This window comes from Natronococcus roseus, from assembly GCF_043677095.1.
Lineage (GTDB): Archaea > Halobacteriota > Halobacteria > Halobacteriales > Natrialbaceae > Natronococcus > Natronococcus roseus.
In genome coordinates this window covers 59,235-82,987 of record NZ_JBHLJR010000003.1, presented here as the reverse complement: position 1 = coordinate 82,987, position 23,753 = coordinate 59,235, and the positions used below count along the sequence as shown (strand labels likewise).

17 protein-coding genes, 2 tRNA genes, 1 other RNA gene and 1 pseudogene are annotated in these 23,753 nt (G+C 67.4%); 9 read left to right on the top strand and 12 right to left on the bottom strand.

Translation table 11 applies throughout. The features are described 5' to 3' along the window. Positions 1 to 64 precede the first annotated feature (64 nt). Together ACFEMD_RS08360 and ACFEMD_RS08355 are read left to right on the top strand one after the other, a co-directional pair. Positions 65 to 1,558, top strand: coding sequence for an Hvo_1808 family surface protein (locus ACFEMD_RS08360; RefSeq protein WP_394740580.1), 1,494 nt, complete (start codon positions 65 to 67; stop codon positions 1,556 to 1,558). 30 nt (positions 1,559 to 1,588) lie between these two features. Further along, a complete protein-coding gene (locus ACFEMD_RS08355) occupies positions 1,589 to 2,743 on the top strand; it encodes a nicotinate phosphoribosyltransferase (protein WP_394740579.1) in 1,155 nt (384 codons plus the stop codon). A 7-nt stretch (positions 2,744 to 2,750) separates the two neighbouring features. Here ACFEMD_RS08355 and ACFEMD_RS08350 read toward each other — a convergent pair whose 3' ends face one another. From ACFEMD_RS08350 to ACFEMD_RS08340, 3 genes and pseudogenes are all read right to left on the bottom strand, one after another. Further along, positions 2,751 to 3,650: an ABC transporter permease gene (locus ACFEMD_RS08350; RefSeq protein WP_394740578.1), complete on the bottom strand. Its 900-nt coding sequence runs from the start codon at positions 3,648 to 3,650 to the stop codon at positions 2,751 to 2,753. Further along, positions 3,647 to 4,730: pseudogene (locus tag ACFEMD_RS08345) on the bottom strand (ATP-binding cassette domain-containing protein). Before ACFEMD_RS08345 ends, ACFEMD_RS08350 begins: the two are co-directional and overlap by 4 nt. Before the next feature lie 204 nt (positions 4,731 to 4,934). Further along, complete coding sequence (locus ACFEMD_RS08340) at positions 4,935 to 5,534, bottom strand: TIGR00296 family protein (RefSeq protein WP_394740577.1); 600 nt, start codon at positions 5,532 to 5,534, stop codon at positions 4,935 to 4,937. A 160-nt stretch (positions 5,535 to 5,694) separates the two neighbouring features. Here ACFEMD_RS08340 and rnpB point away from each other — a divergent pair. Next, an RNA gene (gene rnpB / locus ACFEMD_RS08335) (RNase P RNA component) lies at positions 5,695 to 6,169 on the top strand. 93 nt (positions 6,170 to 6,262) lie between these two features. Here the strand turns inward: rnpB and ACFEMD_RS08330 are convergent. After that, entirely contained in the window at positions 6,263 to 6,649 is a 387-nt protein-coding gene (locus ACFEMD_RS08330) for a helix-turn-helix domain-containing protein (protein WP_394740576.1), read from the bottom strand. A gap of 94 nt (positions 6,650 to 6,743) precedes the next feature. On the opposite strand from ACFEMD_RS08330, the gene ACFEMD_RS08325 reads away from it, so the two are divergent. Continuing rightward, positions 6,744 to 7,364, top strand: coding sequence for a DUF7509 family protein (locus ACFEMD_RS08325; protein ID WP_394740575.1), 621 nt, complete (start codon positions 6,744 to 6,746; stop codon positions 7,362 to 7,364). Positions 7,365 to 7,900: 536 nt separating this feature from the next. On the opposite strand, the gene ACFEMD_RS08320 is transcribed toward ACFEMD_RS08325, so the two are convergent. From ACFEMD_RS08320 to ACFEMD_RS08310, 3 genes are all read right to left on the bottom strand, one after another. After that, positions 7,901 to 8,779: an esterase/lipase family protein gene (locus ACFEMD_RS08320; RefSeq protein WP_394740574.1), complete on the bottom strand. Its 879-nt coding sequence runs from the start codon at positions 8,777 to 8,779 to the stop codon at positions 7,901 to 7,903. Between the two features lie 90 nt (positions 8,780 to 8,869). Further along, the gene (locus tag ACFEMD_RS08315) at positions 8,870 to 10,069 is read right to left on the bottom strand and encodes an outer membrane protein assembly factor BamB family protein (RefSeq protein WP_394740573.1); all 1,200 of its coding nucleotides are present in this window, start codon (positions 10,067 to 10,069) and stop codon (positions 8,870 to 8,872) included. A gap of 486 nt (positions 10,070 to 10,555) precedes the next feature. Next, positions 10,556 to 10,628: transfer RNA gene (locus ACFEMD_RS08310), tRNA-Arg, on the bottom strand. Positions 10,629 to 10,882: 254 nt separating this feature from the next. Here ACFEMD_RS08310 and ACFEMD_RS08305 point away from each other — a divergent pair. The 3 genes from ACFEMD_RS08305 to ACFEMD_RS08295 all read left to right on the top strand — a co-directional run bounded on the left by ACFEMD_RS08305 (position 10,883) and on the right by ACFEMD_RS08295 (position 13,826). Beyond that, positions 10,883 to 12,316, top strand: a complete 1,434-nt coding sequence (locus ACFEMD_RS08305) for a single-stranded DNA binding protein (RefSeq protein WP_394740572.1) — start codon at positions 10,883 to 10,885, stop codon at positions 12,314 to 12,316. A 63-nt stretch (positions 12,317 to 12,379) separates the two neighbouring features. Continuing rightward, a complete protein-coding gene (locus tag ACFEMD_RS08300) occupies positions 12,380 to 12,811 on the top strand; it encodes a histone (protein ID WP_394740571.1) in 432 nt (143 codons plus the stop codon). Position 12,812: 1 nt separating this feature from the next. Further along, entirely contained in the window at positions 12,813 to 13,826 is a 1,014-nt protein-coding gene (locus ACFEMD_RS08295) for a histone deacetylase family protein (protein ID WP_394740570.1), read from the top strand. A gap of 21 nt (positions 13,827 to 13,847) precedes the next feature. Here ACFEMD_RS08295 and cca read toward each other — a convergent pair whose 3' ends face one another. Further along, complete coding sequence (gene cca / locus ACFEMD_RS08290) at positions 13,848 to 15,245, bottom strand: CCA tRNA nucleotidyltransferase (protein ID WP_394740569.1); 1,398 nt, start codon at positions 15,243 to 15,245, stop codon at positions 13,848 to 13,850. 95 nt (positions 15,246 to 15,340) lie between these two features. Here cca and ACFEMD_RS08285 point away from each other — a divergent pair. Continuing rightward, positions 15,341 to 15,413: transfer RNA gene (locus tag ACFEMD_RS08285), tRNA-Asn, on the top strand. Between the two features lie 256 nt (positions 15,414 to 15,669). On the opposite strand, the gene ACFEMD_RS08280 is transcribed toward ACFEMD_RS08285, so the two are convergent. Beyond that, positions 15,670 to 18,705 carry a bacterio-opsin activator domain-containing protein gene (locus ACFEMD_RS08280; protein WP_394740568.1) on the bottom strand — a complete coding sequence of 1,012 codons (3,036 nt, stop codon included), beginning with the start codon at positions 18,703 to 18,705 and terminating at the stop codon, positions 15,670 to 15,672. Between the two features lie 139 nt (positions 18,706 to 18,844). Continuing rightward, positions 18,845 to 19,459 (bottom strand): hypothetical protein, encoded by a 615-nt coding sequence (locus tag ACFEMD_RS08275; RefSeq protein ID WP_394740567.1) that lies wholly within the window; start codon positions 19,457 to 19,459, stop codon positions 18,845 to 18,847. Positions 19,460 to 19,717: 258 nt separating this feature from the next. On the opposite strand from ACFEMD_RS08275, the gene ACFEMD_RS08270 reads away from it, so the two are divergent. Beyond that, entirely contained in the window at positions 19,718 to 21,598 is a 1,881-nt protein-coding gene (locus tag ACFEMD_RS08270) for a midas domain-containing protein (protein ID WP_394740566.1), read from the top strand. 57 nt (positions 21,599 to 21,655) lie between these two features. On the opposite strand, the gene ACFEMD_RS08265 is transcribed toward ACFEMD_RS08270, so the two are convergent. After that, positions 21,656 to 22,762, bottom strand: coding sequence for an NAD-dependent epimerase/dehydratase family protein (locus ACFEMD_RS08265; protein WP_394740565.1), 1,107 nt, complete (start codon positions 22,760 to 22,762; stop codon positions 21,656 to 21,658). A 246-nt stretch (positions 22,763 to 23,008) separates the two neighbouring features. Beyond that, on the bottom strand, positions 23,009 to 23,701 hold the full coding sequence (locus tag ACFEMD_RS08260) for an FxLYD domain-containing protein (protein WP_394740564.1): 693 nt from the start codon (positions 23,699 to 23,701) through the stop codon (positions 23,009 to 23,011). Between the last annotated feature and the right edge of the window lie 52 nt (positions 23,702 to 23,753).

The window sequence follows — 23,753 nt, the reverse complement described above, 5'->3', positions numbered from 1 at the left end:
CACAGGCAGGTTTCCCGCCGTTCCGAGCGACGGAGCTTTCCCCCTCCCGCCGAATGGGCCATCGATGCGTCGGGGGACACTGCTGGCCGTGGTCGCGCTCGTCGTGCTGTCGGGGTGTACGCTCCCGTACTCGCCGGACCGGTTCGACGACGACCGCGAACTCGGGCAGATCGGCGACTACGCGTACGACGACAGCTTCGCGTTCGACGGCGAGGACCGACTTACGAAAGCGCAGCTCGAGGCCGCGACCTACCGATCGATGGCCCGGATCGAGGTCATCCGGGGACTGCCCTTCGACCACGACGTCGAACTCGAGGTGATCAGCCGCGAGGAGTATCGCGAGCAGCGCGGGGAGCTCTCGAACGCCTCCGCGTTCCAAAACGAGCTCTGGCGCGGCGCGTTCGTCGTCGACGGCGAGACGGACGTCAACCACGAACTCGACGACCTGTACGGCGACTCGGTGCAGGGCTACTACTCGAGCGACCGCGTCGTGCTCGTCACCGACGAGAGCGACGAACTCCGGATCGACCGCGGGACGCTCGTTCACGAACTCGTCCACGCCCTGCAGGACCAGCGCTTCGGCCTCGAGCGCCACGGCGAGACGATCGACGAGCGACGGGCCGAGAACGGGGTCCTCGAGGGCGAGGCGAACTACGTGCCGTACCTGTACGATCAGCGCTGCGAGGCGGAGTGGGACTGTCTCGCCGACCCGCCCGAACCGGCGACCGAGATCGCCGAGCAGCCGTTCAACGTCGGCCTCTTCCTCTCGATCTACGTCCCCTACGCCGAGGGGCCGTCGTTCGTCTCTCACCTCCACGAGACCGGCGGCTGGGAGGCCGTCGACCGCGCCCACGACGAGCGACCGACCACTACCTCCGAGCTGATCCACCCGGAGCGCTATCCCCACGACCCCGTCGAGATCGCCCTCGAGGATCGCTCCTCGGAGGAGTGGGAGCTCGAGACGGACGGCGACGGCGAGCCCCGAACCGAGACGGTCGGCGAGGCGACCCTCTTCGGGAGTCTCTGGGCCGACGGCGTGATCGACCGCCCGATCGACGAGGGCGGGACCGAGCCGGTGACGTACAACTACTCCGATCCCGCAACCGACGGCTGGGCCGGCGACGAGTTCCGGGTGTACGAGGGGCCGGACAACGAAACGGCACACGTCTGGTCGCTCGCCTGGGGGAGCGACGCCGACGCGGAGGCGTTCGCCGACGCCTACCGCGACCTGCTCGCGGCCAACGGCGCCGAACCGGTCGACGGTCCCGACGCGACCGTCGACGGGGCCGACACTGACACCTACCTGATCGACGACGAGGACCCCTTCGCCGGCGCCTATCGCATCGCGGTCGACGGAGATCGGGTCGAGATCGTCGGCGCGCCCGCGGTCGACGACTTTGAGTCGATCCATCCTGTCGAGGGGGAGCCGGCGGCGCCGACCCTCGAGCGCGCCGACCGGACGGCTCCAGCGCCCGCGACGCCCGTCTCGGCGACGGCGGGGAACTCGCCGTCGGCGGGTTCCGGACCGCCGACCGCGACCGCGCCGGCAGACGGGTAGCTTATTTGATCGCCGCCTGAAACCGACCGTATGACGAATCCGTTCGGAATCGTGTCCTCGGAGGCGATCCTCGAGGGCACCGCGACGGACGCCTACTTCGAGCGAACGCGGACGACCCTCGAGCACGCGGGGAAGGACCCCCACGTCGTCGCCGAGGTGACCGCAGACCAGTTCCCGACCGACTCCTTCGAGGTCTTTACAGGCGTGAAAGACGTCGCCGCGCTGTTCGAGGGTCGGGACGTCGACGTCGACGCGCTCCCCGACGGCCGGCTGTTCGACGGCGGTCCCGTCCTGCGGGTCGAAGGGCCGTACCTCGAGTTCGCAGAGCTCGAGACCTCCCTGCTCGGCTTTCTGTCCCAGCCGAGCGGCTTCGCCACGGCCGCGCTCGAGGCTCGGCTCGCCGCACCCGACGCGACGGTGCTCTCTTTCGGCGCGCGCCACGTTCACCCATCGATCACGGCGACGGTCGAACGGGCCGCCCTGCTGGCCGGGCTGGACGGCTTCTCCCACGTCGCCGCGGGCGAGATCCTCGGTCGGGAGGCCGGCGGCACGATGCCCCACGCGCTCATGTTCTGTTTCGGCGAGGGCAATCAGGCCGACGCCTGGCGAGCCTTCGACGAGGCCGTCCCCGACGAGACGCCCCGGATCGCGCTCGCGGACACCTTCTGGGACGAGAAGAGCGAGAGCCTGCTGGCCGCCGAAACGCTCGGCGAGGACCTCGACGGCGTCCGTATCGACACCACCGGTTCCCGCCGGGGCGATTTTCGACACATCATCCGCGAGGTGCGCTGGGAGCTCGACGCGCGGGGTCACGAGGACGTCGAGATCTTCTGCAGCGGCGGGCTCGGTCCCGGGAACATCCGCGAGCTGCGGGACGTCGCCGACGGCTTCGGCGTCGGCAGCCACATCACCGAAGCCGATTCGGTCGACTTCAGCCTGGACATCGTTTCGATCGGGGGCGAGACGATCTCCAAACGGGGTAAGCTCTCGGGCGTGAAGGAGGTCTATCGGACCGCCGACGGCGGCCACCACGTCGCGCTGGCCGACCGGGACGGGCCCGACGACGGCGAGTCTTTGCTCGAGCCGCTGATCCGCGACGGCGAGGTGGTTCGGGAGTTCGACCTCGCGGTCGCCAGCGAGCGCTGTCTCGAGGATGCAAACGCCGTCGGATTCGGGATGCGATAGCTCGATCTCAGTTCAGATCCGCCCGCTCGAACCACCAGTAGCCGACCAGAAGCGGCACTGCGATCCAGGCGACCAGGACGACCGCGGCGAACCAGTCCTGGAGGTAGAACGGGAGCTCCCCGCTCACGCGGTTCGAGAGCATGAGCGCGTCGGGATCCTGGAGCGACTCCTCGGGGACGTCCTCGACGATCCCCTGCATGCCGACGATCCCCCAGATGAACTGGCCGGCCAGCTCGCTCGAAACCTGCAGGTACGCCTCGATGGGGTTCAGCCGCAACAGCAGGAAGTACCACTCGGGCGCCTCGAGTCCGGGCAGGCTCCCCTCGAGGAGGTAGTGGACGCCGGCGACGATCGGGTGCCACACCAGGGTGAAGACGACGTAGCTGCCGATCGCGCCCGCCATCGCCTGCATCCGCGAGGTCGCGATCCCGGAGACGCCGACGGCGATCGCGGTAAACGCCATTCCCAGCAGCACCGTCAGGCCGGCGTAGGCGAAGAAGGTACCCAGCGGCACGTCGTCGAACAGCGCCAGTCCCGTGCCGATGGCGATCGCACCGACCAGGACGGTCGCGAGGCTGATGACGCCGAGCCGACTCACGAACTTCCCGACGAAGACGTCCCGACGGCCGTGCGAGAGGCCGAACAGTACTCGGAGGCTGCCCGACTCGCGCTCGCCGACGATCGCCATGTAGCCGACCAGCAGGGCGACGATCGGCACGAACAACAGCCCGCCGATGTTGGTGACGGTAGCGATGATCTCGGTCGGCTCCGTCCCCGAGAGGTCGTCCGTGGCCGCGCTGACCGCGACCAGCCCCATCAGAAAGGCGAACACACCCATCACCGACCAGACCATCCGCGAGCGGACCGCGTCCTCGAAGTCCTTGCGGGCGATCGCGGTCGCGCTCATCGTCCCACCTCCGCGTCGCTCTCGATCGCTTCGGGAGCCGCGGCTCCGCCGTCGATCGCGGGCGTTCGGACCCGTTCGGTCTCGGCGGTCGCCTCGGCCCGGTTTCGATTCGAACCTCGGTCCGATCCCGTGAACGCGGCGAAGAGGTCCTCGAGCGTCGCCTCCTCGACCTCGAAGTCGAGGACGGAGACGCCCGACTCGACGAGCCGGTGGATCGCGGGTGCCTTCGCGGCTGGATCGGCGTGGGTGACCCGGAGCCGTCCGTCCGCGCGGCCCGCGTCGGTGACGCCGTCGATTTCGGCGAGTCGGTCGCGTTCGATCGCCGAGCCGTCGACGACGTCGACGACCAGGCTCGAGCCGACGCCCGACCGCTTCCGCAGGCCCGCGATGGTGTCGATGGTGACGAGCTCGCCGTCGTCCAGAATGCCGACGCGGTCGCAGACGGCCGCCACCTGCCCGAGGACGTGACTCGAGAAGAAGACGGTCGTTCCGTCGGCTGCCTCCTCGCGGACGATCTCCTGGAACATCCGGATGCCGTGGGGGTCGAGACCGCTCGAGGGCTCGTCCAGGATCAGCAGGTCGGGATCGCCGGCCGGGCGGTCGGCTCCGCCGACCGCCTATAACGTGGCGGCGGCGCCGCCACGCTAGCGCCATCGCCATCGCAAGGCGCTGGCACATTCCCTTCGAATAGTCACCGACGGGCCGCTCTGCGTCGTCCCGATCGAGCCCGACGCGCTCGAGCAGGTCCTCCGGCGATTCCGTTCCGCCCTTCGACTCGAGGGCGAACTCGAGGTGGCGATACCCCGTCGAGCGCTCCCAGAGGTCGAACCCGTCCGGGAGGATGCCGACGCGGTCGCGGACGGCGTCGGTCTCCGCGTGGGCGTCGTAGCCGAGCACCGTCGCGGAGCCGTCGGTCGGCCGAACGAAATCGAGCAGGAGGTCGATCGTCGTCGTCTTGCCCGCGCCGTTCGGCCCGAGGAAGCCGAACACCTCTCCGGACTCGACGGTCAGCGAGAGGTTCTCGAGGGCGGTCTGCTCTCCGTAGCGCTTCGCCAGCCCCCTCGTCTCGATCGCCGTCATCGACTCACCTCCGGATGCGGCGGGCGTTCCGTCGGCGGTTCGATCGGTTCGGTGTCGGTTGCGGCCATCACGACTCACGGATCGTCCGGAACGATCGTATAACCGGAGTCACGGCTGTCGGCTCGACACCCGCGAGAAAAGTTTATATATGGCGTCGGTAGCGATCGATGGCCATCCGGTCTTCGCGGCGACTCACCGACGCGACTACAGCTCCTCGATGCTGCCGTCGGCCTCCCGCTCACGGAAGACCTGCCCCTCGAACAGAGTGACGAGGACGTCGTCGTCCTGCCAGGCACCCGGTGCGAGTCTGGCCTTCCGACAGGTTCGATCGAGGTACTCGTGTTCGCTCCAGCCGTTCTCGACGGGAACGGTCGGGTAGAGCCAACCGCCCTCGCCGGCGTCGACGGCGACGCCGTGGGTTCCCAGCTCGAGATCCGCAAGCGGGTCGTCGGTGAGGACGACGTTTTTGACCGTACAGACCGAGACGGTGAGGTTCGGCAGCTCCGAGGGGCTCACCTCCGAGCCACAGGAGTCCTCGCTTGCGGCCTCGATCGCCGCGTCGACGATGACGTGGCCGAGCTGGTCGCCCGATCGGTACCCCCCGGCACAGCCCCGCAGGCTCCCCCGTCCGCGGGTCGACTCGAGCCGGACGAACGCCCCCGTTCGCTCGTAAAAGGCCTCCCGCATGCTGCCCGGTTGCTCTCGCTGTCCGTGTTGCACGTAGGATTCGACGGATTCGCGCGCGAGCTCGACGGCGCGCACGCCGTCCTCGTAGGAAAGGTCAACGCCCTGTCGCTGGGACATACGAATGTACATGGGAATTGACGTCCTAAAACGCTTCCATTCGGCTCGAGGCCCGGCTGGGGGCCGACCGCGGGACTTATTCGCCTGCCCCCCCTACATCACGCTGGGAGAGAGAGCCCGGCTGCCGCGATGACCTCGCCGGCGACGGCGGGGTCACCATGGCACGAGGCGACTCGACGTCGCGTCGTGCTCCTACGTTGGCCACCTCTCCGAGGTGCCCAACGCTCGCGAGGAAAGTCCCCCCACCCGTTCGGGCGGGTGACCGGACGCAAGTCCGGGGCGGGAGACCGCCGGCTCTGGAACAGAAACGACACGTCTCGGCCCGACCGATGAGGCGCGCGAACCCGACCGCGAGGAAGGGGAGCTGACCCGCCGAGGGATGCGCGGTCCGACGGACCGCGAAACGTGCGAGCGGCGTATGCCGCGAGCCGCGTGTAGTCGACGTTCGCGGTTCGAGACCGCAAGCGACGCTCGGCGTCGCTGACTACACACAGACGGCCGAGGATCGATGGAACGGCGAACCCTCACCGGTGCAAGTCCGCGCCGTGGTAGCCCGAACGCCCCGCGATTTCGCGGACGGCGCGGACGCTCAGCCGAATGCCGGATCGAACAGAAGGGGGCTTACTCCTCTCACCCAGTTTTCGTCCTCGAGTGACGACGCCGTACGATCGCCTTGAGCGATTCTCCGGGCGACCGTGCGATCGAATCCAGGAACGCGTCAACTACGTCTATTGTCCGTACTCCTCGAGGGAATCCCACTCTCGAGCGATCAGTTCGCGGACGCCGTGTTGGAGGATCCCCTCGCCCAGCGACGTCGCTCGGTAGAACGAGTAGAGGCCCTCCGCGTCCGGCTCCTTACGTTTCCGGTTCTCGACGAGGCCGACAGCAACGAGTTCGTCGAGATGGTAGTGAAGCACGTTCGACTGCACGTCGAGCCGATCCCGTAGCTCGCTGGCGCTCTGTCCCCCGTCCTCGACCAGCGCGTTCAGCACGCGAAACCGCGTCTCGTTACCGATCGAGCGCTGCATTGCGAGGTACTCCTCGAGTGAGAGGACGCTGTGCTCGGGCAGCAACGCTTCCCCCGTTCGTCGTCCCGCTCGTTCGGACTCGGCCATACGTCTCGTTTTTCGCCGGACCGCTTAAGCGTTCGCTGAGTCAGTAACTGTTGAAAACATTTTGATTTATATGATGGCGGCGAGCAGTACCCGTATGCGCGATCGAATCATCGACGAACTGGGCGACCTGCCCCGATCGCGGTTTCTGGTCTACCTGATGGGGCCTTACGAGGCGTTCGACGTGGAACGGGCACTCGAGCACGCCAACCCCGATTCGATCCCCGACTCGGTCGATTTCGGGACGCTCGTCGGATCCGACCACGACCTGGCGCGTGACGAGGCCGCACTCGACCTTCTGCTCGACGTTCGGGACCGCCTGCGGACCGACGCCGGCGTCAACGCGTTCCTGGCGATCGATATCGACGTGCCGCTCGAGGAACTCGACGCGGCCAGCCAGAGCATCGCCTTCGCGGAGGCGAGCAACGCGGTCGTCTACGTCGTTCCCGCCGTCGACGACAACCTCGGTGTCGGTATCGAGGTCGGCTCCGTACTCGAGGCGCTGTTCGACGGCGAAACCCCGGCGCACCACCGAGAACGGGTCGCGTTCGTCCACGAGTCGGGCGTCCGCAGCGCGATGATCGCGGCCGTTCGGGACCGCTGGGAGGCCCGAGTTTACGCCTACGAGGATCGGGACGAACTCGAGCGCCAGATCCGGCTGTTCGTCCGTGATCTGATCCGCAAGGAACGGACCGGCGAACTTTCGAGGCTCGAGTGATTCTCGGCGTTGCCGGTGAAAGCGGGTGGAACGTCCGGTGTCGAGTCTGCAGCCTCAACTCCCCCATCGCTGGGTGGGACTGAAAGGGCCAGGGGCTTTCGCGGTACTGAGATACGTACGACGATAGCAGTCCTGCTCGCGCGAACACAGTGGATTGCCACGCCCTCCCCAGCCGATTTCTGCTCACGGGCGCGCAGCGCCCTCTGCTCACGGACGCTACGCGTCCGTTCGCACGGTATGCGAGACCGGAGGTCTCGCACTATTCGCATGGTCCGCGGAACCTGCGGTTCCGCGCTACGCTCACTCGCTTGCGGGCTCACGGCCGCTGGCCGTTCGCCCGTCCGCGGCGCGTAGCGCCGCGCTCTGCTCGTTCACTCATCCCTCGCGCGGCTTCAGTGCACAGTTCTCGCTATTGCTCGAACTGCCCACCAGCACGCGCCACCGCACGAACTGTTCAGTCGTATCGAACTCGTTGAGCCTCTAATCTATACCGCTGATTCGAGCCGAGCGAGTCTCGCTCCGATTTCCTCGAGCCCTCACTCGAGCGTGTCGGCGATCCGGTCCGCGCAGCCGACGTCGGGTTTCGTGTAGGCGCAGTGGTCGCCGACGTCGTCGGTGACGTCCACGTCGACGTAGTTCTCGGGACGAGAGCTTCCGCTTCGGAACCAGCCGTCGCCGCAGTCGCTGCCGGCACATCCCAGCCCGCTCGAGAACGACTGGACGTCGTAGCCGTAACAGACGCTGGCGTCGTTCCCGGAGTGGTAGTTGTACACCGCCTCGGCCCCGCGTTCGATCCCGCAGCCGTACGCGCCGGCCGTACAGATCGCATCGTCGTCGGCCGCGGTGCCGAGCAGCGACACGGTCTCGACGCGGCTCTCGAGGGCGGCCAGCGTCTCGAGACACGCGCGACCGCCCAGTGAGTGGCCGACCAGGTGGACCGTCGCGTCGTCAGTCTCGTCCTCGAGCCAGGCAGCCAGGCGCTCGCCGGCTGTCTCGGTGGTGCGCTCGGCGCGCCAGTAGATGCGGCTATCGGCCTCCCACGACGCCGCGACGACGGGTCGGTCGGAGTCGTTTCCCTCGAGGGCCTCTCGGAGAGTGTAGGCCTGGTCCGTGCTTGTCTCGAGGCCGAGCCAGCCGTGGACGAAGACGACGAACTCCTCGCCGATCCCCTCGAGGTTCTCGGCCGTCGGCTCCGCGTCGGTGAGGTCGATCTCCGGGTAGTCGGGGGGCGCCTCGAGCCAGTCGTCACAGCCCGTAAGTTCGCTCGCGGCGGCCGGCCTCGACGCGGCGCCCAGTCCAGTCGCTCCCGCGGCCGCGCCCGCCGTGGCGCCGAGGAGCTGCCGTCGGCTGACGGGTGTCGGCCCCTGTTCGTCTCCCCCGCTGTCGTCGTCGGCTCTCGAGTGTCGGTCGTTCATGAATACCTCGTCGTTCGGATCGCGACTCGAGGGGACGTTCTCGACGAGCGCGGGTACGTTCCGTGCAGGCACGCTCCGGGACGGACGATCTCACGAGAGGACCAGCAGCTTCGTCGAGCCGTCGCCCTCCCAGCCGGCGTCCGTGGTCGCGAACAGCTTTCCGTCGGCCGCGGTGACGAAGCTGACGTTGCCGTCGGTCTCCCGCTCGAACCGCCGTTCGCCGACCCGGAACGAGCGAATCCCGACTCCGCCGCCGATATCGATCGCGCGGAGACGGTCGTCCCCGACGTAGACCGTGTCACCGACGACGATCGGCGGGCCGGAGCCGCCCCGCTCGAGGGAGACGCGCCACCGTTCGCCGCCCTCGTTCGCGTCGAGCGCGTACAGCGTCGATCCCGACCGCGCCAGCAGCGTGCGGTGGCCGATCGCGAGCCCGTCGGTCCCGGAACCGCCGAGTTCGGTCTCCCACTCCCGGTTCCCGCCGATATCGAAGTACGTAATCGTGCCGTCGCCCCCGGCGACGGCGACGCCGTGTCCGGTACGGCGGTCCCTCGAGGTCAACACGACCGGCGCGCTCGCGATTCCGGACTCGATCGTTCGCCGCCACTCGACGGCACCCCACCGCTTGACGTCGTACAGCTCGCCGCCTCTCGTCGCCACGTACAGGGAGTCGGCGTACTTCCCGAGGGCGTACCGCGGGGCCCCGAGCAGCTCCTGCTCCCAGAGGTGGTCACCGGTTTCGACCTCGAGCGCGTGGACGGCGTTGCCGCCAGCGGCGTAGATGCGTCCGTCGTCCGTCTCCGAGACCGTCACCGACCCGGCGCCGATCACGGACTCGAACTCGTAGGCCCACTCCACCTCGCCCGTCTCGAGGTCGCGGGCGGTCAGCGTGTCCACCTCCTGGAGGTAGGCCCTGTCGCCGACGACGGTCGGCGCGCCGTTGTACGTGTAGGCGTCGTTGTCGGGGTCGATCGACCACCGTCGCTCGCCCGTCTCGCGGTCGACGGCGACGACGTTGGTCCCCGCCGTGACCAGCACGGTATCGTCGGTCACGATCGGCTCGGCGGTAACGAACGCCGAGTCGAACTCGAGGCGCCACTCGAGCGAGGGTTCCTCGCGGGGCGCCGCGCCGTCGGCGACAGCCCTCGAGTTCCCGATGTCGGCGCCGGGCGTCGACCACGTATAGTCGTCGTCGCTGCCGGGCTCGGCATCGGTGCTCCCGAGACAGCCCGCGAGCGCCGCGGTGCCGACAGTACCGATCCCCAGAAGGACGTCGCGTCTGGATCGCATTCGGTTCGACTCGCCGCCGTCCCGGAATGAGTTTTGTGCCCCGACAGGAGGATTCGACGGGCCGTCGGCTCGAGCGCACTCGAGTCGCTCCTCCTGCCCGTCGGCAGTCGGAGCGCTCGCTCGAGGACACCTGACAGAAAGCGTCCTGACGGAGTCCAACGCGAGTCGTGCGGGACCGAAGGTCCCGCTGGAAACCGGCGGCGAAGCCGCCGGTGATGAAACGAGCGTTGGGCACGGAGCGTCGGAGACGCTCAGGGGATTTGAACACGGAAAGATGGTCGGCCTCGCTCCGGTCGGCCGCTGCGACTTTCCTGCTCAAATCTCCGTATCGGAGTTTCGCCGACACCAGTCGCTCGCTTCGCTCGCGGTTTGGTGTCGACAGAAACGTCCTGACGGAGTCCAACGCGAGTGAAACGAGCGTTGGGCACGTCAGGACCGAACACAAGAGCGGGCGCTGAACAACGTGAAGCGCCCGCGATAAGTGAGCGTCCTGACGGAGATTTGAACTCCGGTCCCTGGCTCCGCAAGCCAAGAGGATAGTCCACTACCCTATCAGGACTCATCTCTACGTACCGCCGTCGACATTAAAGCCCTTTCGAAAGTATCCGGCCGCTGGCCGCCGATTTCGGGAGGGAGTGTCACGCGAACCGCATACGTTTATCCCGGAAGGGGCGGCCAACGATCGTATGCACTCCGACCGTCGAACCAGCCTCGAGTTACCGTCACCGCCTCGCCCTGCCGTGTTCGTCATTCGCTCCCGGAGCCGTCGAATGAGCAATTCTTATGCGCGGGCTACTCATGAACGAACATAGAATGAGCGACATCGAGGGCGTGTACGAGGACCTCGAGGCGGACGTTTCTCTCGAGGAGTTTCGCGAGGCCGTCGAGGAGAAAGTCGAGCAGATGGGCGGGCTCGCCGACGAGGAGACGGCGGCGATGCTCATCGCCCACGAGATCGGCGAGAGCGAGGTCGGCGGGGTCGCCGACGTCGAACCCGGGATGGAGGAGGCCAAGTTCGTCGCGAAGGTGATCGACATCGGCGAGATGCGGACCTTCGAGCGCGACGGCGAGGACGAAGACGGCCGCGTCGTCAACGTCGAGGTCGCCGACGAGACGGGCTCGATCCGGGCGGCGTTCTGGGACGAACACGCCGAGGCGACCCTCGAAGAGCTCGAGGAGGGCCAGGTGTTGCGGATCAAGGGTCGACCGAAGGAGGGGTTTTCGGGCGTCGAAGTCAGCGTCGACGAGGTCGAACCCGACCCCGACACCGAGGTCGACGTCCAGGTATCCGACGTTCACACCGTCGAGGCGCTGTCGCTCGGCCTCTCGAGCGTGAACCTCGTCGGCGTCGTCCTCGACACCGACAGCGTGCGAACGTTCGACCGCGACGACGGCTCCGAGGGGAAGGTCGCGAACCTCGTCGTCGGCGACTCGACCGGTCGAATCCGGGTGACGATGTGGGACGAGCGCGCCGAGCAGGTGACGGAGTTCGAGGCCGGCGACACCCTCGAGGTCGTCGACGGCTACGTCCGCGAGCGAGACGGCTCGCTCGAGCTTCACGTCGGCAACCGAGGTGCGCTCGAGGCCGTCGACGCCGACGTCGAGTACGTCCCCGAGAGCGTGCCGATCGAGGACGTCGAGATCGGCCAGACGGTCGACATCGCGGGCGTCGTTCGATCGGCCGACCCCAAGCGGACGTTCGACCGCGACGACGGCTCGGAGGGCCAGGTCCGGAACATTCGGGTGCAGGACGCGACCGGCGACATCCGGGTCGCGCTCTGGGGCTCGAAGGCCGACACCGATCTCGGACCGGGCGACGAGGTCGCGCTGGCCGACGTCGAGATCCAGGACGGCTGGCAGGATGACCTCGAGGCGAGCGCGGGCTGGCAGTCGACGGTAACGGTTCTGGATTCGGAGACTGGCTCGAGCGCAGAGACGGCCGACGATAGCGCGGACAGCGACGGGAACGCGGGCCTGTCGTCGTTCGCGGAGGGTGACGACGGAGCATCGACGAACGAGGCGGCATCGACGGCCGACGACGGTGACGACGCGGGCTCGGACGAGCCCGAACCCGGCGAGGAGATCGAGTTCACCGGCGTCGTCGTCCAGGCCGGCGACCCGGTCGTGCTCGACGACGGCGAGACGACGATGAGCGTCACCACCGAGGCCACCGTCGGGCTCGGCGAGGAGATCACCGCCCGCGGCGTCGTCCGGGACGGTCGGCTCGAGGCGAGTGACGTGTTCTGAGGCGGCGAAAAACGCCGAATCGTGAGGAAAAGCGTTAAGGGAGTTAACTCCGGCTATCATGATATGAACGTCGAACTCCCGTTCGCGCCGGTCGATACGATCATCCGGCGGAACGCGGGTGAACTTCGGGTGAGCGCCGACGCATCGGAGGAGCTCGCAAAGCGCATCCAGGAGCGCGGGAGCGAACTCGCGACCGAGGCCGCCGAGCGGGCGAACGCCGAGGGGCGCAAGACGCTGATGGCCCAGGACTTCGAGGTCGGAACCGTCGTCGACAAGGCCGCCCTCGAGCTGCCGGTCGCACCCGTCGACCGCATCGCACGCCTCGAGATCGACTCCCGGTACCGGGTCTCGATGGACGCCCGGATCGCGCTGGCGGACATCCTCGAGGACTACGCCGACAACGTCGCCCAGGCCGCGGCGGTTCTCGCTCGCCACGCCGACCGGCGAACGATCACCGACGACGACATCGAGACGTACTTCTCGCTGTTCGAGTGAGATGCAGTTTGGTTACAGCGAGGTCTGTCTCGCACACGATCCCGGCGCGCGCCACCCCGAGTCGCCGGACCGACTGCGTGCGATCCGCGAACGGCTGAAGCGAAAGCACGGCGTCGAGTACGTCGAGGCCGATCCCGTCGGCGTCGACGTCATGGAGGGGGTCCACGACCGCGACTACCTCGAGTCGGTCAGGGAGTTCTGTGCCGACGGCGGAGGGAACTGGGACCCCGACACCACCGCCGTCGAGGAGACCTGGGACGCGGTCAGGTACAGCGCCGGGCAGGCCTGCTGGGCCGCGGAGGCGGCCCTGGACGGCGCCGACGGCAGAAAGACGCCGTTTTCGATCGGCCGACCGCCGGGCCATCACGCCGTCTACGACGACGCGATGGGCTTCTGTTTCGCCAACAACGTCGCCGTCGCCGCCCAGCACGCCCTCGACACCCGGGACGTCGATCGAGTCGCGATCGTCGACTGGGACGTCCACCACGGCAACGGCACGCAGGACATCTTTTACGACCGCGAGGACGTCTTCTTCGCCTCCATCCACGAGGAGGGGCTTTACCCCGGTACCGGACAGGTCGAGGAGGCGGGCGAGGGCGACGGCGAGGGAGCGACGATGAACGTCCCGATGCCCGCGGGCACGGACGATCGGGACTACCTCGAGGCGGTCGAGGGTCCCGTCTCGAGCGCGCTCGAGGCGTACGATCCGGACCTCCTGTTGATCAGCGCCGGCTTCGACGCCCACCGCCACGACCCGATCTCGCGAATCAGGCTCTCGACGGAGGCCTATGCCCTGTTGACCGATCGATTCCGGAGCGTCGCCGACCGCACCGACGCGGCACTGGCGTTCGTCCTCGAGGGCGGGTACGGCCTCGACGTGCTCGCCGACAGCGTTGCGCTCGTCCACGAGACGTTCGACGGGCGGGAGCCGATCGAACCCGACGACGACTGCAGCCCCGACGCGGTGGAACTGCTCGAGAAGGTCGCCGACGCACACGACCTCGAACTGGACTGAGCGCTCGCGCGGATCGATTTCTCAGGGTCGCGGATCGAAGTACGCGCCCAGCTGGCGTTCGAACTCGGGGAGCAGCGCCGTCGTCTCGTCCCCGACGAGCACGTCGTACCTCTCTTCGAGGGCCGTCTCGACGTGTGCGCCGAGCCCGACGTCGAACAGGCGGTCGCTCTCGAGGTACCCTCGAGCGGTCGTGCAGTCCCGCTTTCGCTCCGCGACGTAGCGGTCGCCGTCGATGAACGGACCGTAGACGTCGGGGTCGTCGGCGTAGGCGTCGTAGAACCCCTCGGCGTGGTCGCGGACGTGGATCGGCGGCCCGAGGTGGCGTTCGATCGCTGGTCGTTCGGCGACGGCCAGTTCCGCGAAGACGACGGCCGTCTCGTCGGCGAACGTGTCCGCTCTGAGAACGTCGAATCCGCGGTCGTCGAGGCCGCCGACGATCCCCTCGAGGGACTTCCGGAGCTGCGGGTAGAGCTGATCGTCGACGAGGTCGGGGGCCTCGAATCGGACCGCCACGGCGGTCGCCTCCCGATCCGCGAGTCGGTCGCGAAGCGCCGCGGCCGTCAGCGGCTCGGGCTCGCGGGGTTCGAAGAAGCTGGTCGAAGGTGCGGCGAGGAACTCGCGGGCGTAGTGCTGGAGCCGGGCGACGTTTTCGGCGGCGCAGACGGCGGCGACGTTGCGCTCGGGATCGGTCGGGTCGATAACGATCAGCGGATCCGAAAACGACGCTCGTCCGTGATCCTCGGGATCGAGTTCGACCGGCGGCTGCCAGTCGGCTGCGGCCTCGAGCAGCGATCGGAACCCGCCGTACTCGACGACGAGCAACTCGGTGAGGTAGCCGCTGAACCCGCTGGTCCGAAGGTCGCTCCCGTAGGCGCCGATCCCCTTCAGGAACTGTTTGGCGAGGCGCACGTCGGCCGCCAGCTCCTCGTCGAGGCGCTCCTCGAGGTAGCGGTTGTGAAACGGGGTCCGGTCGACGGCCGAGCGGATCTCGGTCGCCGACTCGAGACGAAAGCAGGGGACGACGTCGACGTCGAACCCCTCGACCTCGCCCTTGACGTAGGGGTGTTCGGCGTACTCCTCGTGGCCGTCGGGCACCGTTTCGTGGCCGACCTCGAGACCGTACTCCTCGAGCGTCTCGCGGTCGAGTTCCGGCGGAAAGCGGACGAAGACGTCGATATCCCGGTCGCCGCTGATCCAGGTTCCTCGTGCCGACGAGCCGACCTGCAGGACGTCCGCGCCGGGAGCCAGGTCGGTCGCTGCGTCCTCGGCCCGCTCGGTGAGCGTCTCCGCGACCGCGCGCAGCCGCGCTCGTTCGTCGGCGTCCGGATCGATCCGATCTCGGACTCGGGATAGCACCGACTCGAAATCGTCGTTCGCCCCGTCCGGCCCGCCGTCGCGGTCGGCCTCGTCCTCGCTCATTGCGTCGGAGTACTGCAGCGCCGCGTGAAAGCGTGTCGAACTCGGGGAGGGAAAAACGAAAGCCCTATCAAACCTACCCGATTACCAGATGATGAGCCGAAGTAGCTCAGATGGTAGAGCACCTCGCTGTTAACGAGGTTGTCCCAGGTTCGAGTCCTGGCTTCGGCGCTTTTGCGAAACTAATCGCTCGCGAGGAGCAGTAGCTCCGAGCGAATGCAGGTTTCGCAAACGCGATACAAGCAGGACTCGAGCACGCGAGTCGCATGCGGCCGAACGGAGTGAGGCCGACCGTCTCGCACCCGTTCGAGTCCTGGCTTCGGCGTCCGACACATTTCTTCGAGATGTCTGGGTTGACTGGAACGCAAAGCGTTCCGGTCGTGCTGGGTTTTGAGGTTCAATTCGTGAGGAGTCCTCGGACGATCGCTCACCTCGAGTGAGGCGCCTCCACATCCGAGTCGTCCTCGCCGGTGCCGAAAAACGCCGACAGCAGACACCAGTTCCCGCGGCGGAGGTGCTGGTGGAGCGTCGAGGAGGAGATCCCGATCGAGTCGGCCAGCTCCTCGGCCGTGATCTTCCGGGGCCAGTCGTAGTAGCCGGCGAAGTACGCCGACTCGAGGGCCGCGCGTTGCTTGTCGGTCAGCTGGTCGCCGACGGATTCCCGGAAGGTGTCGGCGGTCGTCACCGAGCGCTCGCGCTCGCGTTTGGCGACGAGCTCGAGGCCGTCGAACTCGCCGTCGAACGTCGCGACGACGTCGCGGACGTCGGCGCTCTGGGGGGCTTCGATGACGACCGTTCCCTCGCCGCCCTCGGCGACCGCCGAGCGGACCGCGGTCCCGGACTCGAGGGCGAGCTGGATCATCGAGTTCTCGGTCACGGTCTGGAGGACGAACCCGTCGTGGCGCTCCGAGACCGCGCGGGCGCTTTCGATCTCCGAGGCCGCCTCGGCGGCCTCGAGGACGGTCGCCGGTTCCACGCCCGAAACCCGGTGGTAGAGCATCACGCGGCCGTTCTCGAGGGGGATCGCGCGCCGGAACTCGCAGCGACAGTCGTACTCGGCCGTGAGCCGGACGTAGAAGACGGCCCGGTCGCGAAGCGAGAACTCGAGTTCGACGATGGAGTCGGCCAGCAGCAGCTCCCGGCTCTTGAGGGCGTTTTTGGCGAAGCCGACGATCCTGCCGAGCGACTCGAACCCCGCGATGGCGTCCTCGGTGAAGACGTCGTCGCGAACGCTGTTGAGGACGAGCACACCGACGGTCTGTTCGCCGTACAGTAGCGGGACCGCGGCGATTGCTTCGACGTCCTTGATGGGCTCGTCGTCGGCCTCGTGGCTCTCCGTGATCTGGTACTGCCGGACGACGTGAACGCCACCGGTTTCGACCGCCCGCTCGACGGTGCCGCCGGCGATCGAACCCAGTCGGGTTTTCGTCACGGTCTCGAGGTAGCCGTCCTCGACGCCGGCAGCGACGGGCGATCCGATCCGATCGTCGACTCCCTCGACGCGGCCGATCCAGGCGCTTCGGTAGAGATCCGACGCGACCAGCTGCTCGCAGATCATTCGGTCGAGTTCCTCGCGGGTCGTCGCTGCCACCAGTCCGGTGACGAGGTCGTTGTTGACTGCGTTGATCCGGTTCAGCGTCTCGAGCTGATCGCGCTGCTGGCGGAGCTCTCGCTCCTGGGTGCGCAGGAGCTGGGTCCGCTCGGCCCGGGTCAGCGCCGCGCCGATGCCCATCGCCAGCATCTTCGTGAGATGCAGGTCGCTGCCGTCGAGGCTCTCGTCCTCCCGTGCGAGCACCGTAAGAACGCCGTGGGCTCCGATCGGAACGTGGATGCTCGAGTGTTCGAACAGCTCCGGATCGGTCCGTTCCTGCTCGACGATTGCGTTCCGTACCGGCTCCCGGTTTCTGAACGCGCGCCCGGCCAGCGTCGCCTCGAGGTCGTAGGCGGTTCGCATCTCCAGGAGCTCCCTGGCCCCGTCGGTCATCGCGACGCACTCGAGTTGGTTCGTCTCCGGCTCGAACAGTCGAACGCAGGCGGTCTCGAACTCGAGGACGGTCTCGACGGCCTCGGCACCGGTTCGAGCGATGTCCGCTGCGGTCTCGGCGCACATCAGCTCGCGGGCGACGACGTTGAGCGCCTCGAGTCGCTGCTCCCAGGACTTCCGGTCGGTAACGTCGCGCACGACGCAGACGATCCCGTCCTCGAGCGCGGTGAGGGAGTGTTCCTGGTAGAAGCGAGTGCCGTCCGACTGCCGTCCCACCGCCTCCCCGCGCCAGTAGCCTGCCTCCAGTACGGCGGGAATGGCGTCCCGCTCGAGTCGATCGACCTCTTCGCTCGGAAAGAGGATCTGCCACGACGAGCCGACGAGTTCGTCCACGTCGTAGCCGTGCAGGTCGGCGAGCGCGCGGTTTACGTACCGGAGCTCGCCGGACTCGTCCGAGATCGCCATCCCGTCCATCGCCGACTCCATCGCCGCCGACCGGTGTCGGATCGCGTCCTCGGCGTCGAGGCGGTCGAACGCGGCCCTGATCGTCGACGCCAGGATTCCGATCAGGTTTCGCAGCGAGTCGTCGATCGCCTCGCCGTCGGTCGAGCCGACAGTCAGGAGCCCGGTCTCGCCGAGGGGCACGACGAGTCGCTCCTCGAGCCCGATCTCGGGATGTGCCGACCGGTCGACGGTGTGGTACGTCTCGACGAGTCTGGCGTCTCCCTCGCGGAAGACCTCCATCTCGACCGTCCCCGTCGGGATCGGCGCGATGTCTGCTGCGGCGCCGTCGTCGACGGCCGACGAGCGAACCGATCTGCTGGCGGCCAGGGGCTCGAGCACCTCGCCGTCGGCGTCGAACCGCCACACCGCGGCGTAGGATCGACCGAGTACCGTCTGAATGAGCTCGACCGCGATCCGCCCGACGTCACCTCTCGTCTCGGCCGCGTGGAGCTTCCGGCTCGCGTCGTAGAGCGCCTCGAGCCGGTTCTCGTCGACGTCGCGTTCGGTTCGCGCTTGGGGTCCGGAGTCCGAACGGCGGCCGTCGATCTCGATCCTCGTCGGCGGACGATCGCGGCTCGGTCGCCGGTTCGGGGTCGGTTCGGGGTCCGTCCGAACGACGACCGTGCGGTAGCGCTCACCGTCGATGTCGACCGTCGCCGCGGCCAACTCTACGGGGATCGAACGCCCGGTGCGGTGGGCGAGTTCGCAGTCGATCCGGTCGCGCGTTCGGTTGGCGTCGGCCGCCGGCGCCCGATCGAGAACGGGCTCGAGCGGGTTCGTGTCGCCGTCGGGAAGGAGACGATCGACCGGGCCTTCGAGGAGTTCCTCGGCGTCGTAACCGAGGAGGTCGGGTACGTGCGAACTCGTAAAGACGATCGTCCCGTCGGTATCGAGGACGACCAGCCCGTCGGCACCGGTCTCCGCTACGTCCCTGAACAGCGGATCGTCGACGGATGAGGGAAAGTGTGTTGTCATGTGTCTATAGAAGGTCGCCATTGCGCATAACTGTACACCAATAGACATATTTTCCGTACACTCCGATGCTGCTGGGTAACTTCAGTGGACGTTCTCCGCTTGTGAGACGTTCTCCGTTCGTGAGGAGTCGGTGCTGTCGTCACGAATCTCCCTCCCGATCCGTTTCGGCGACGATGCGAACGTCGTCACCGTCCTCGAGGACGTACCGTTCCGGATCGACGGGATCGCCGTTTACGGTCGCCGAGACGGCGGTTCCGGCGTCGTCCTCGTCGTACGCCTCGCCCTCGACGACGAGGGAGTCCTCGGCGAGCTCCATCCCGAGCGTCGCCACGGCGTACTCGAGGGTGACGCCCTCGCAGTGGACGTGCCAGACCTCGGCGTTGTCGTAGTCGTGGAAGTGGAAGCAGCCGTCCTGCTCGATGTACTGCGGATCGTCGAAGTCGACGACCGTCCCGTCGTACTCGAGGAGGATATCGCCGTGAAGGTGGGTCGGGCTGTCCGCGTCGGGTTGCTGGACCGCCGCGGTTTCGACCGGCGCGGGCATCAGGAAGATCGCCAGGTACGCGACGACGAACAGGACGACGACGGCGACGCCGAGGACGTACGGCTTGACGTTTCTGGACGCGGTGCGACCGTGTTCGTCGACGAGCCGGCGGTCCAGTCCCTCGAGCTCGCCGTCGTGGGCCCGCTCGAGGTGTGAGACGTACTCCTCGTCGGCAACCGACTCGCCGCAGTAGGGGCATCGTTTCGTCATCGCCGTTCGATACGAACGGTCACTCCTCGAACCGACATGAACCGGAGAGGAAGATCCGGGCGGATTCTTCGACAGCGGTCACGTTCGTTCGGAACGGGGCGGCCGTTATCCGGTATCGACGGCGCCGATCGGCGTCAAGAACCGCAGATCGCCGCCGTTCTTCCCGAAGCTTCGCCGCCCGTTCTTGAGCGTGCCGTGCGGAGATGGTGGTGAGCTGCTCGACGGCGCAGCCTATCAGACGAGGCGACGAACAGGAACATGATTCAGGAACTCAGCGTACTCACGGCCATCGGGCTCATCGTGCTCGCCGGCGCCATCGGCGCCGGCAGCGTCGTCGGTCCCGACGACCACGTCGTCGTCTACACACTGGACGACGAACGATGCGACGTGAGTGAACAGACGGACGAGCAAACCGCCACCGAGACGGACCTCGACGAACGGGAGAGTGAGAGCCAGAGCGACCGGGAGCGTGGTAATCTCGATCACAGCGAGAGCGATAGCGAGCGCGACCTGAGCGAACGCGACAGCGCCAGTGACAGCGCCAGCGACAGGGATCTCTCCGAGAGCGAGCGCAGCGACCGCGCCAGCGCCAGTGACAGCGCAAGCGAGGACGAACGAATCGATTCCGAGCTGAACGACCGCGACGAACAGCGCGAGGGCTCGAGCGAGCGCGACGCCAGTACTGTCGACGAGAGCGACAGTGACCGTTCCGAGCGGACGGTCGACGACACCGACGTCGAGAACGAGCGGGACGATCGCGAGCACGAGCGCGACGCGAGCGACGCCAGCGAGGGCGAGCGCGAGCGCGACAGCACCCACAGCGAGCACGACAGCCGCGACGGGGACAGCACGTACGACGAGGACGAGACCACCCGGAGCGAACACGACGAGCGCGCGGGTGCGAGCGACAGCGAGTCGTCCGAGTCCGAGCGCGACGCCAGCGAGAGCGAGGTCGACGCCGACCGCGCCGACCTCGAGGTGAGCGAGTCCGAACGGGGCGACTCGAGCCAGAGCGAGGGCGAGCGGACGTCGGACTCGAGGGACCGCGCGGAGAGCGAGCGTGACGCCGCCGAGACCCAATCGGCCGAGAGCGACACCGGCACCGACGCCAGTGAGAGCGACTCGAGCGAGAGCGAATCCCAGGAGCGCGATGAAAGCGAGAGCAGCGCCGAAACCGACGAGCGCGATCGGATCGACGACGGCGACCGCGAGCGCTTCGACAGCGTCGAGAGCGAGGACGTCGGCGATCGCACGGTCCGCGACGAAATCGACCGCGAGGAGGCCGAGTCGGAACTCAGCGAGAACGACAGCGACAGTGCCGAGCGCACGTCCGACGAGAGCGAGCGCGACGAACGCGCGAACGACCAACGCGAGGCCGAGTCCGACCGGGAGGCCGAGGAAGGCACCGAACGGGACGCCGAGCGCAGCGAGTCCAGCGACCAGGGCGCCGAGAGCGACCGCGACGTGAGCGAGCGCGACGCCAGCGAGGGCGAGTCCGAGCGTGAGCGCGCCGCTTCCGGCAGCGACGAGAGCGACCGCAGCGTGAGCGAGACCGACAACGACTCCGCCGAGCGCGACCTCGAGACGGCGGACAGCGAGGCCGAGCGCGACGCCAGCGAGTCCGACGAGCGCGAGCGCGCCAGCTCGAGCAGCGAGGCCGAGCGCGACGGCAGCACCGCCACCGACGAACTCGAGGAGAGCGACCGCGACGTCAGCGAGGAGAGCGCCTCCGAACGCGAAACCGACAACGAGAGCGACACCGGCACCGACGAGCGCTACCAGTCCGAATCCGCGAGCGACGAGGCGAGCGACCGGGACAGCGCCCACGACTCGAGCGACCGCGATCTGAGCGAGAGCGAGCGCGACAGCGCCGAGGAGAGTGAGCGCGACCTCAGCGAGGCCGACAGCGACCTCGACACGCGCGAGACGACCCGGAACGACAGCGACCGCGACAGCGACACGCGCACCTCACAGAGCGAAACGGAGGACACGACCCGCGAACAGCAGTCCGACGAGGACTGCGAGACGGTCTCCGAGCGCCTGCTCGTGACCGACGACAGCTACGACGAGCTGCGGGAGAAGGGCGCCATCGAGGAGAACGACGACGGGACGTTCGACGTCGACGTCTCCAAGCTCTGAGCGTCGCCTCTTTTGCGGTCTTTTTCCTTTCTGTCGTCCTGCTGAACGTCGGCATTGCTAGGGAGCAACTTCCCGGGGCTCGCCTTTCGCGTCGCCCCGCGTGTTCAACTGAGCCAGCTCCCACTCCAGATAATCCCGAAGGCCTTCCTCGAGCGGCCGATGTGTAATTCCCAGTTCCTCCGACGCCTTGCTGTTGTCCACCGGCCACCGTACGTCGGTGAAAAACCGGAGGGACTCGGCTTCGAATCCTTCCGGAGGCGTAACGATCCGCTCCGCTATTTCCATTACGCTGGCGAGCCCTGCGAATACCTTCGGGGAGACGACTCGGGGGACCGAAACGCCCGTTATCTCCTCGGCACACTCGAGCACGTCGACGGCATCGCGGGGGTTCCCCGAAATGATGTACGTCTCTCCGGGTGCCCCACGTTCCATCGCGCGAAGGTGCCCGTCGGCGATATCTCCGACGTGGTCCCACGGTGCGTAGTGGCCACGTGGAACCATCGGAAGATCGCCCTGAAGGTAGCTCCGAAACATTCCTCGAATCGATCCGTAGGACTTGTCTCCCGGACCGTAGACGATACCCGGCTGAACGATGACGAGTGGCAGTCCATCGTCGATCAGGGGGTTGGCGACTTCGTAGTGAGCCTCCCACTTCGTCCGATAGTACACGGCCGATTTCGGGCACGCCGGCTCAACCGTTTCGTCGATATGCTCGAATCCCCGGAGCGGATACACGCCGAGCGTGCTGGTGTATACGCCCTTCGGAATGTCCAGTTCGTCCATCAACTCGAGAACGTTCCGGGTCCCCTCCACGTTGATCCGCTCGGCTTTTTCGGCGTTGCGAGGGCCCGGACCGACGTAAAACCACGCAGCGATGTGGAACACGCCGTCCACACCGGCCATCGCATCCTGCATGCTCTCTTTGTCGGTGATGTCACCTTCGACCACCGTGACCGTCTCGGGCAGATGATTCGCGTTCGACCGCGAACGGGTCAGCGCAACCACGTCGTGACCGGCGGCGAGAAGTTTCGTCGTTACGTGCGATCCGATCAATCCGGTCGAACCGGTGACAAAGTACTCCATCGAATGCTGTATGCCACTAAATACCAAATAGGTTTCTCGAACCGTCGAACGGCCAATTTCTATCGAAATCTCGCAAAACATGCTGACGCTGTTTTCCGCTTCCAGTGTCGTGCTACATACTGCCCCTGACCGCTACAGGCCGCCTTTCGGCTGCCATATCGTCATACGCTGTTGCGATCCATCGCCTTCCTGCGTGGAACGTAGCACTGATCCTCGAGAGGGTCGAGCAAACCGCGTTTACGTCGCAGTTCGCGCGGAAACGTCCGTGGAAGAGGGGGCACGGTCGAAGCGGAGTTCGGATCGGATTCTCGGACTCACGTTTCCGTCTCAGAACGCCGAACTCGTCACGATCACCTCGTGATCGGCGACGTCGTCCGCCCGGTCGCGTCCGTTCCAGCGGCCCTCGAACGAGCGCGACTCCCCGTCCGGGACGTCCGTCTCGTTCGTCCAGACGTCGCCCAGGACGACCCCGTCGTCGTCGGACAGCAGCGCGATCACGTCGACGTTCGGCTGTTCCTCGCCGGTTCCGTTCCCGAAGCGGCCCGTCACGACGACCTCCTCGCCCTCGAGGTCGACGTCGCTCTCGAGGACCTCGAGGCCGGACGGGACGGGGAGCGGCTCGAGGTCGGCCCGCCCCTCGAGGGTGTAGTCCGCGATCAGCTCCGGTTCTTCCCCGCTGTAGTACGCGCGCGCCTGCCAACTCTGCCCCGGACCGAGGGTACCGAGGTGGGCGAGGTCGGTCTCGAGGCGCTCGTCGCGGGCGTCGATCCAGTCGACCTCGAGGGTGATCCAGCCCGCGGCGACGTCGCCGACGTTCTCGACGGTCGCCGCGAGGTAGGTCGCGTCGTCCGCGGCGACGAGTTCGTGGTCGGTGACCTCGAGGACCGCTTCGTCGTCCGAGGCCGAATCCTGGTCTTGGTCCTGGTCCTGGTCCTGGTTCGCCGCCGTCGAGAGCGCGCCGCCCGAGAGCCCCGCTACTCCGAGCGCTACCGTCGTCCCGAGAAACTCGCGTCGGTTCATCGAGCGAACCGAAGGCGGAGCGCGGTCTTGAGCCGTGGGTGGGCGCCCACCG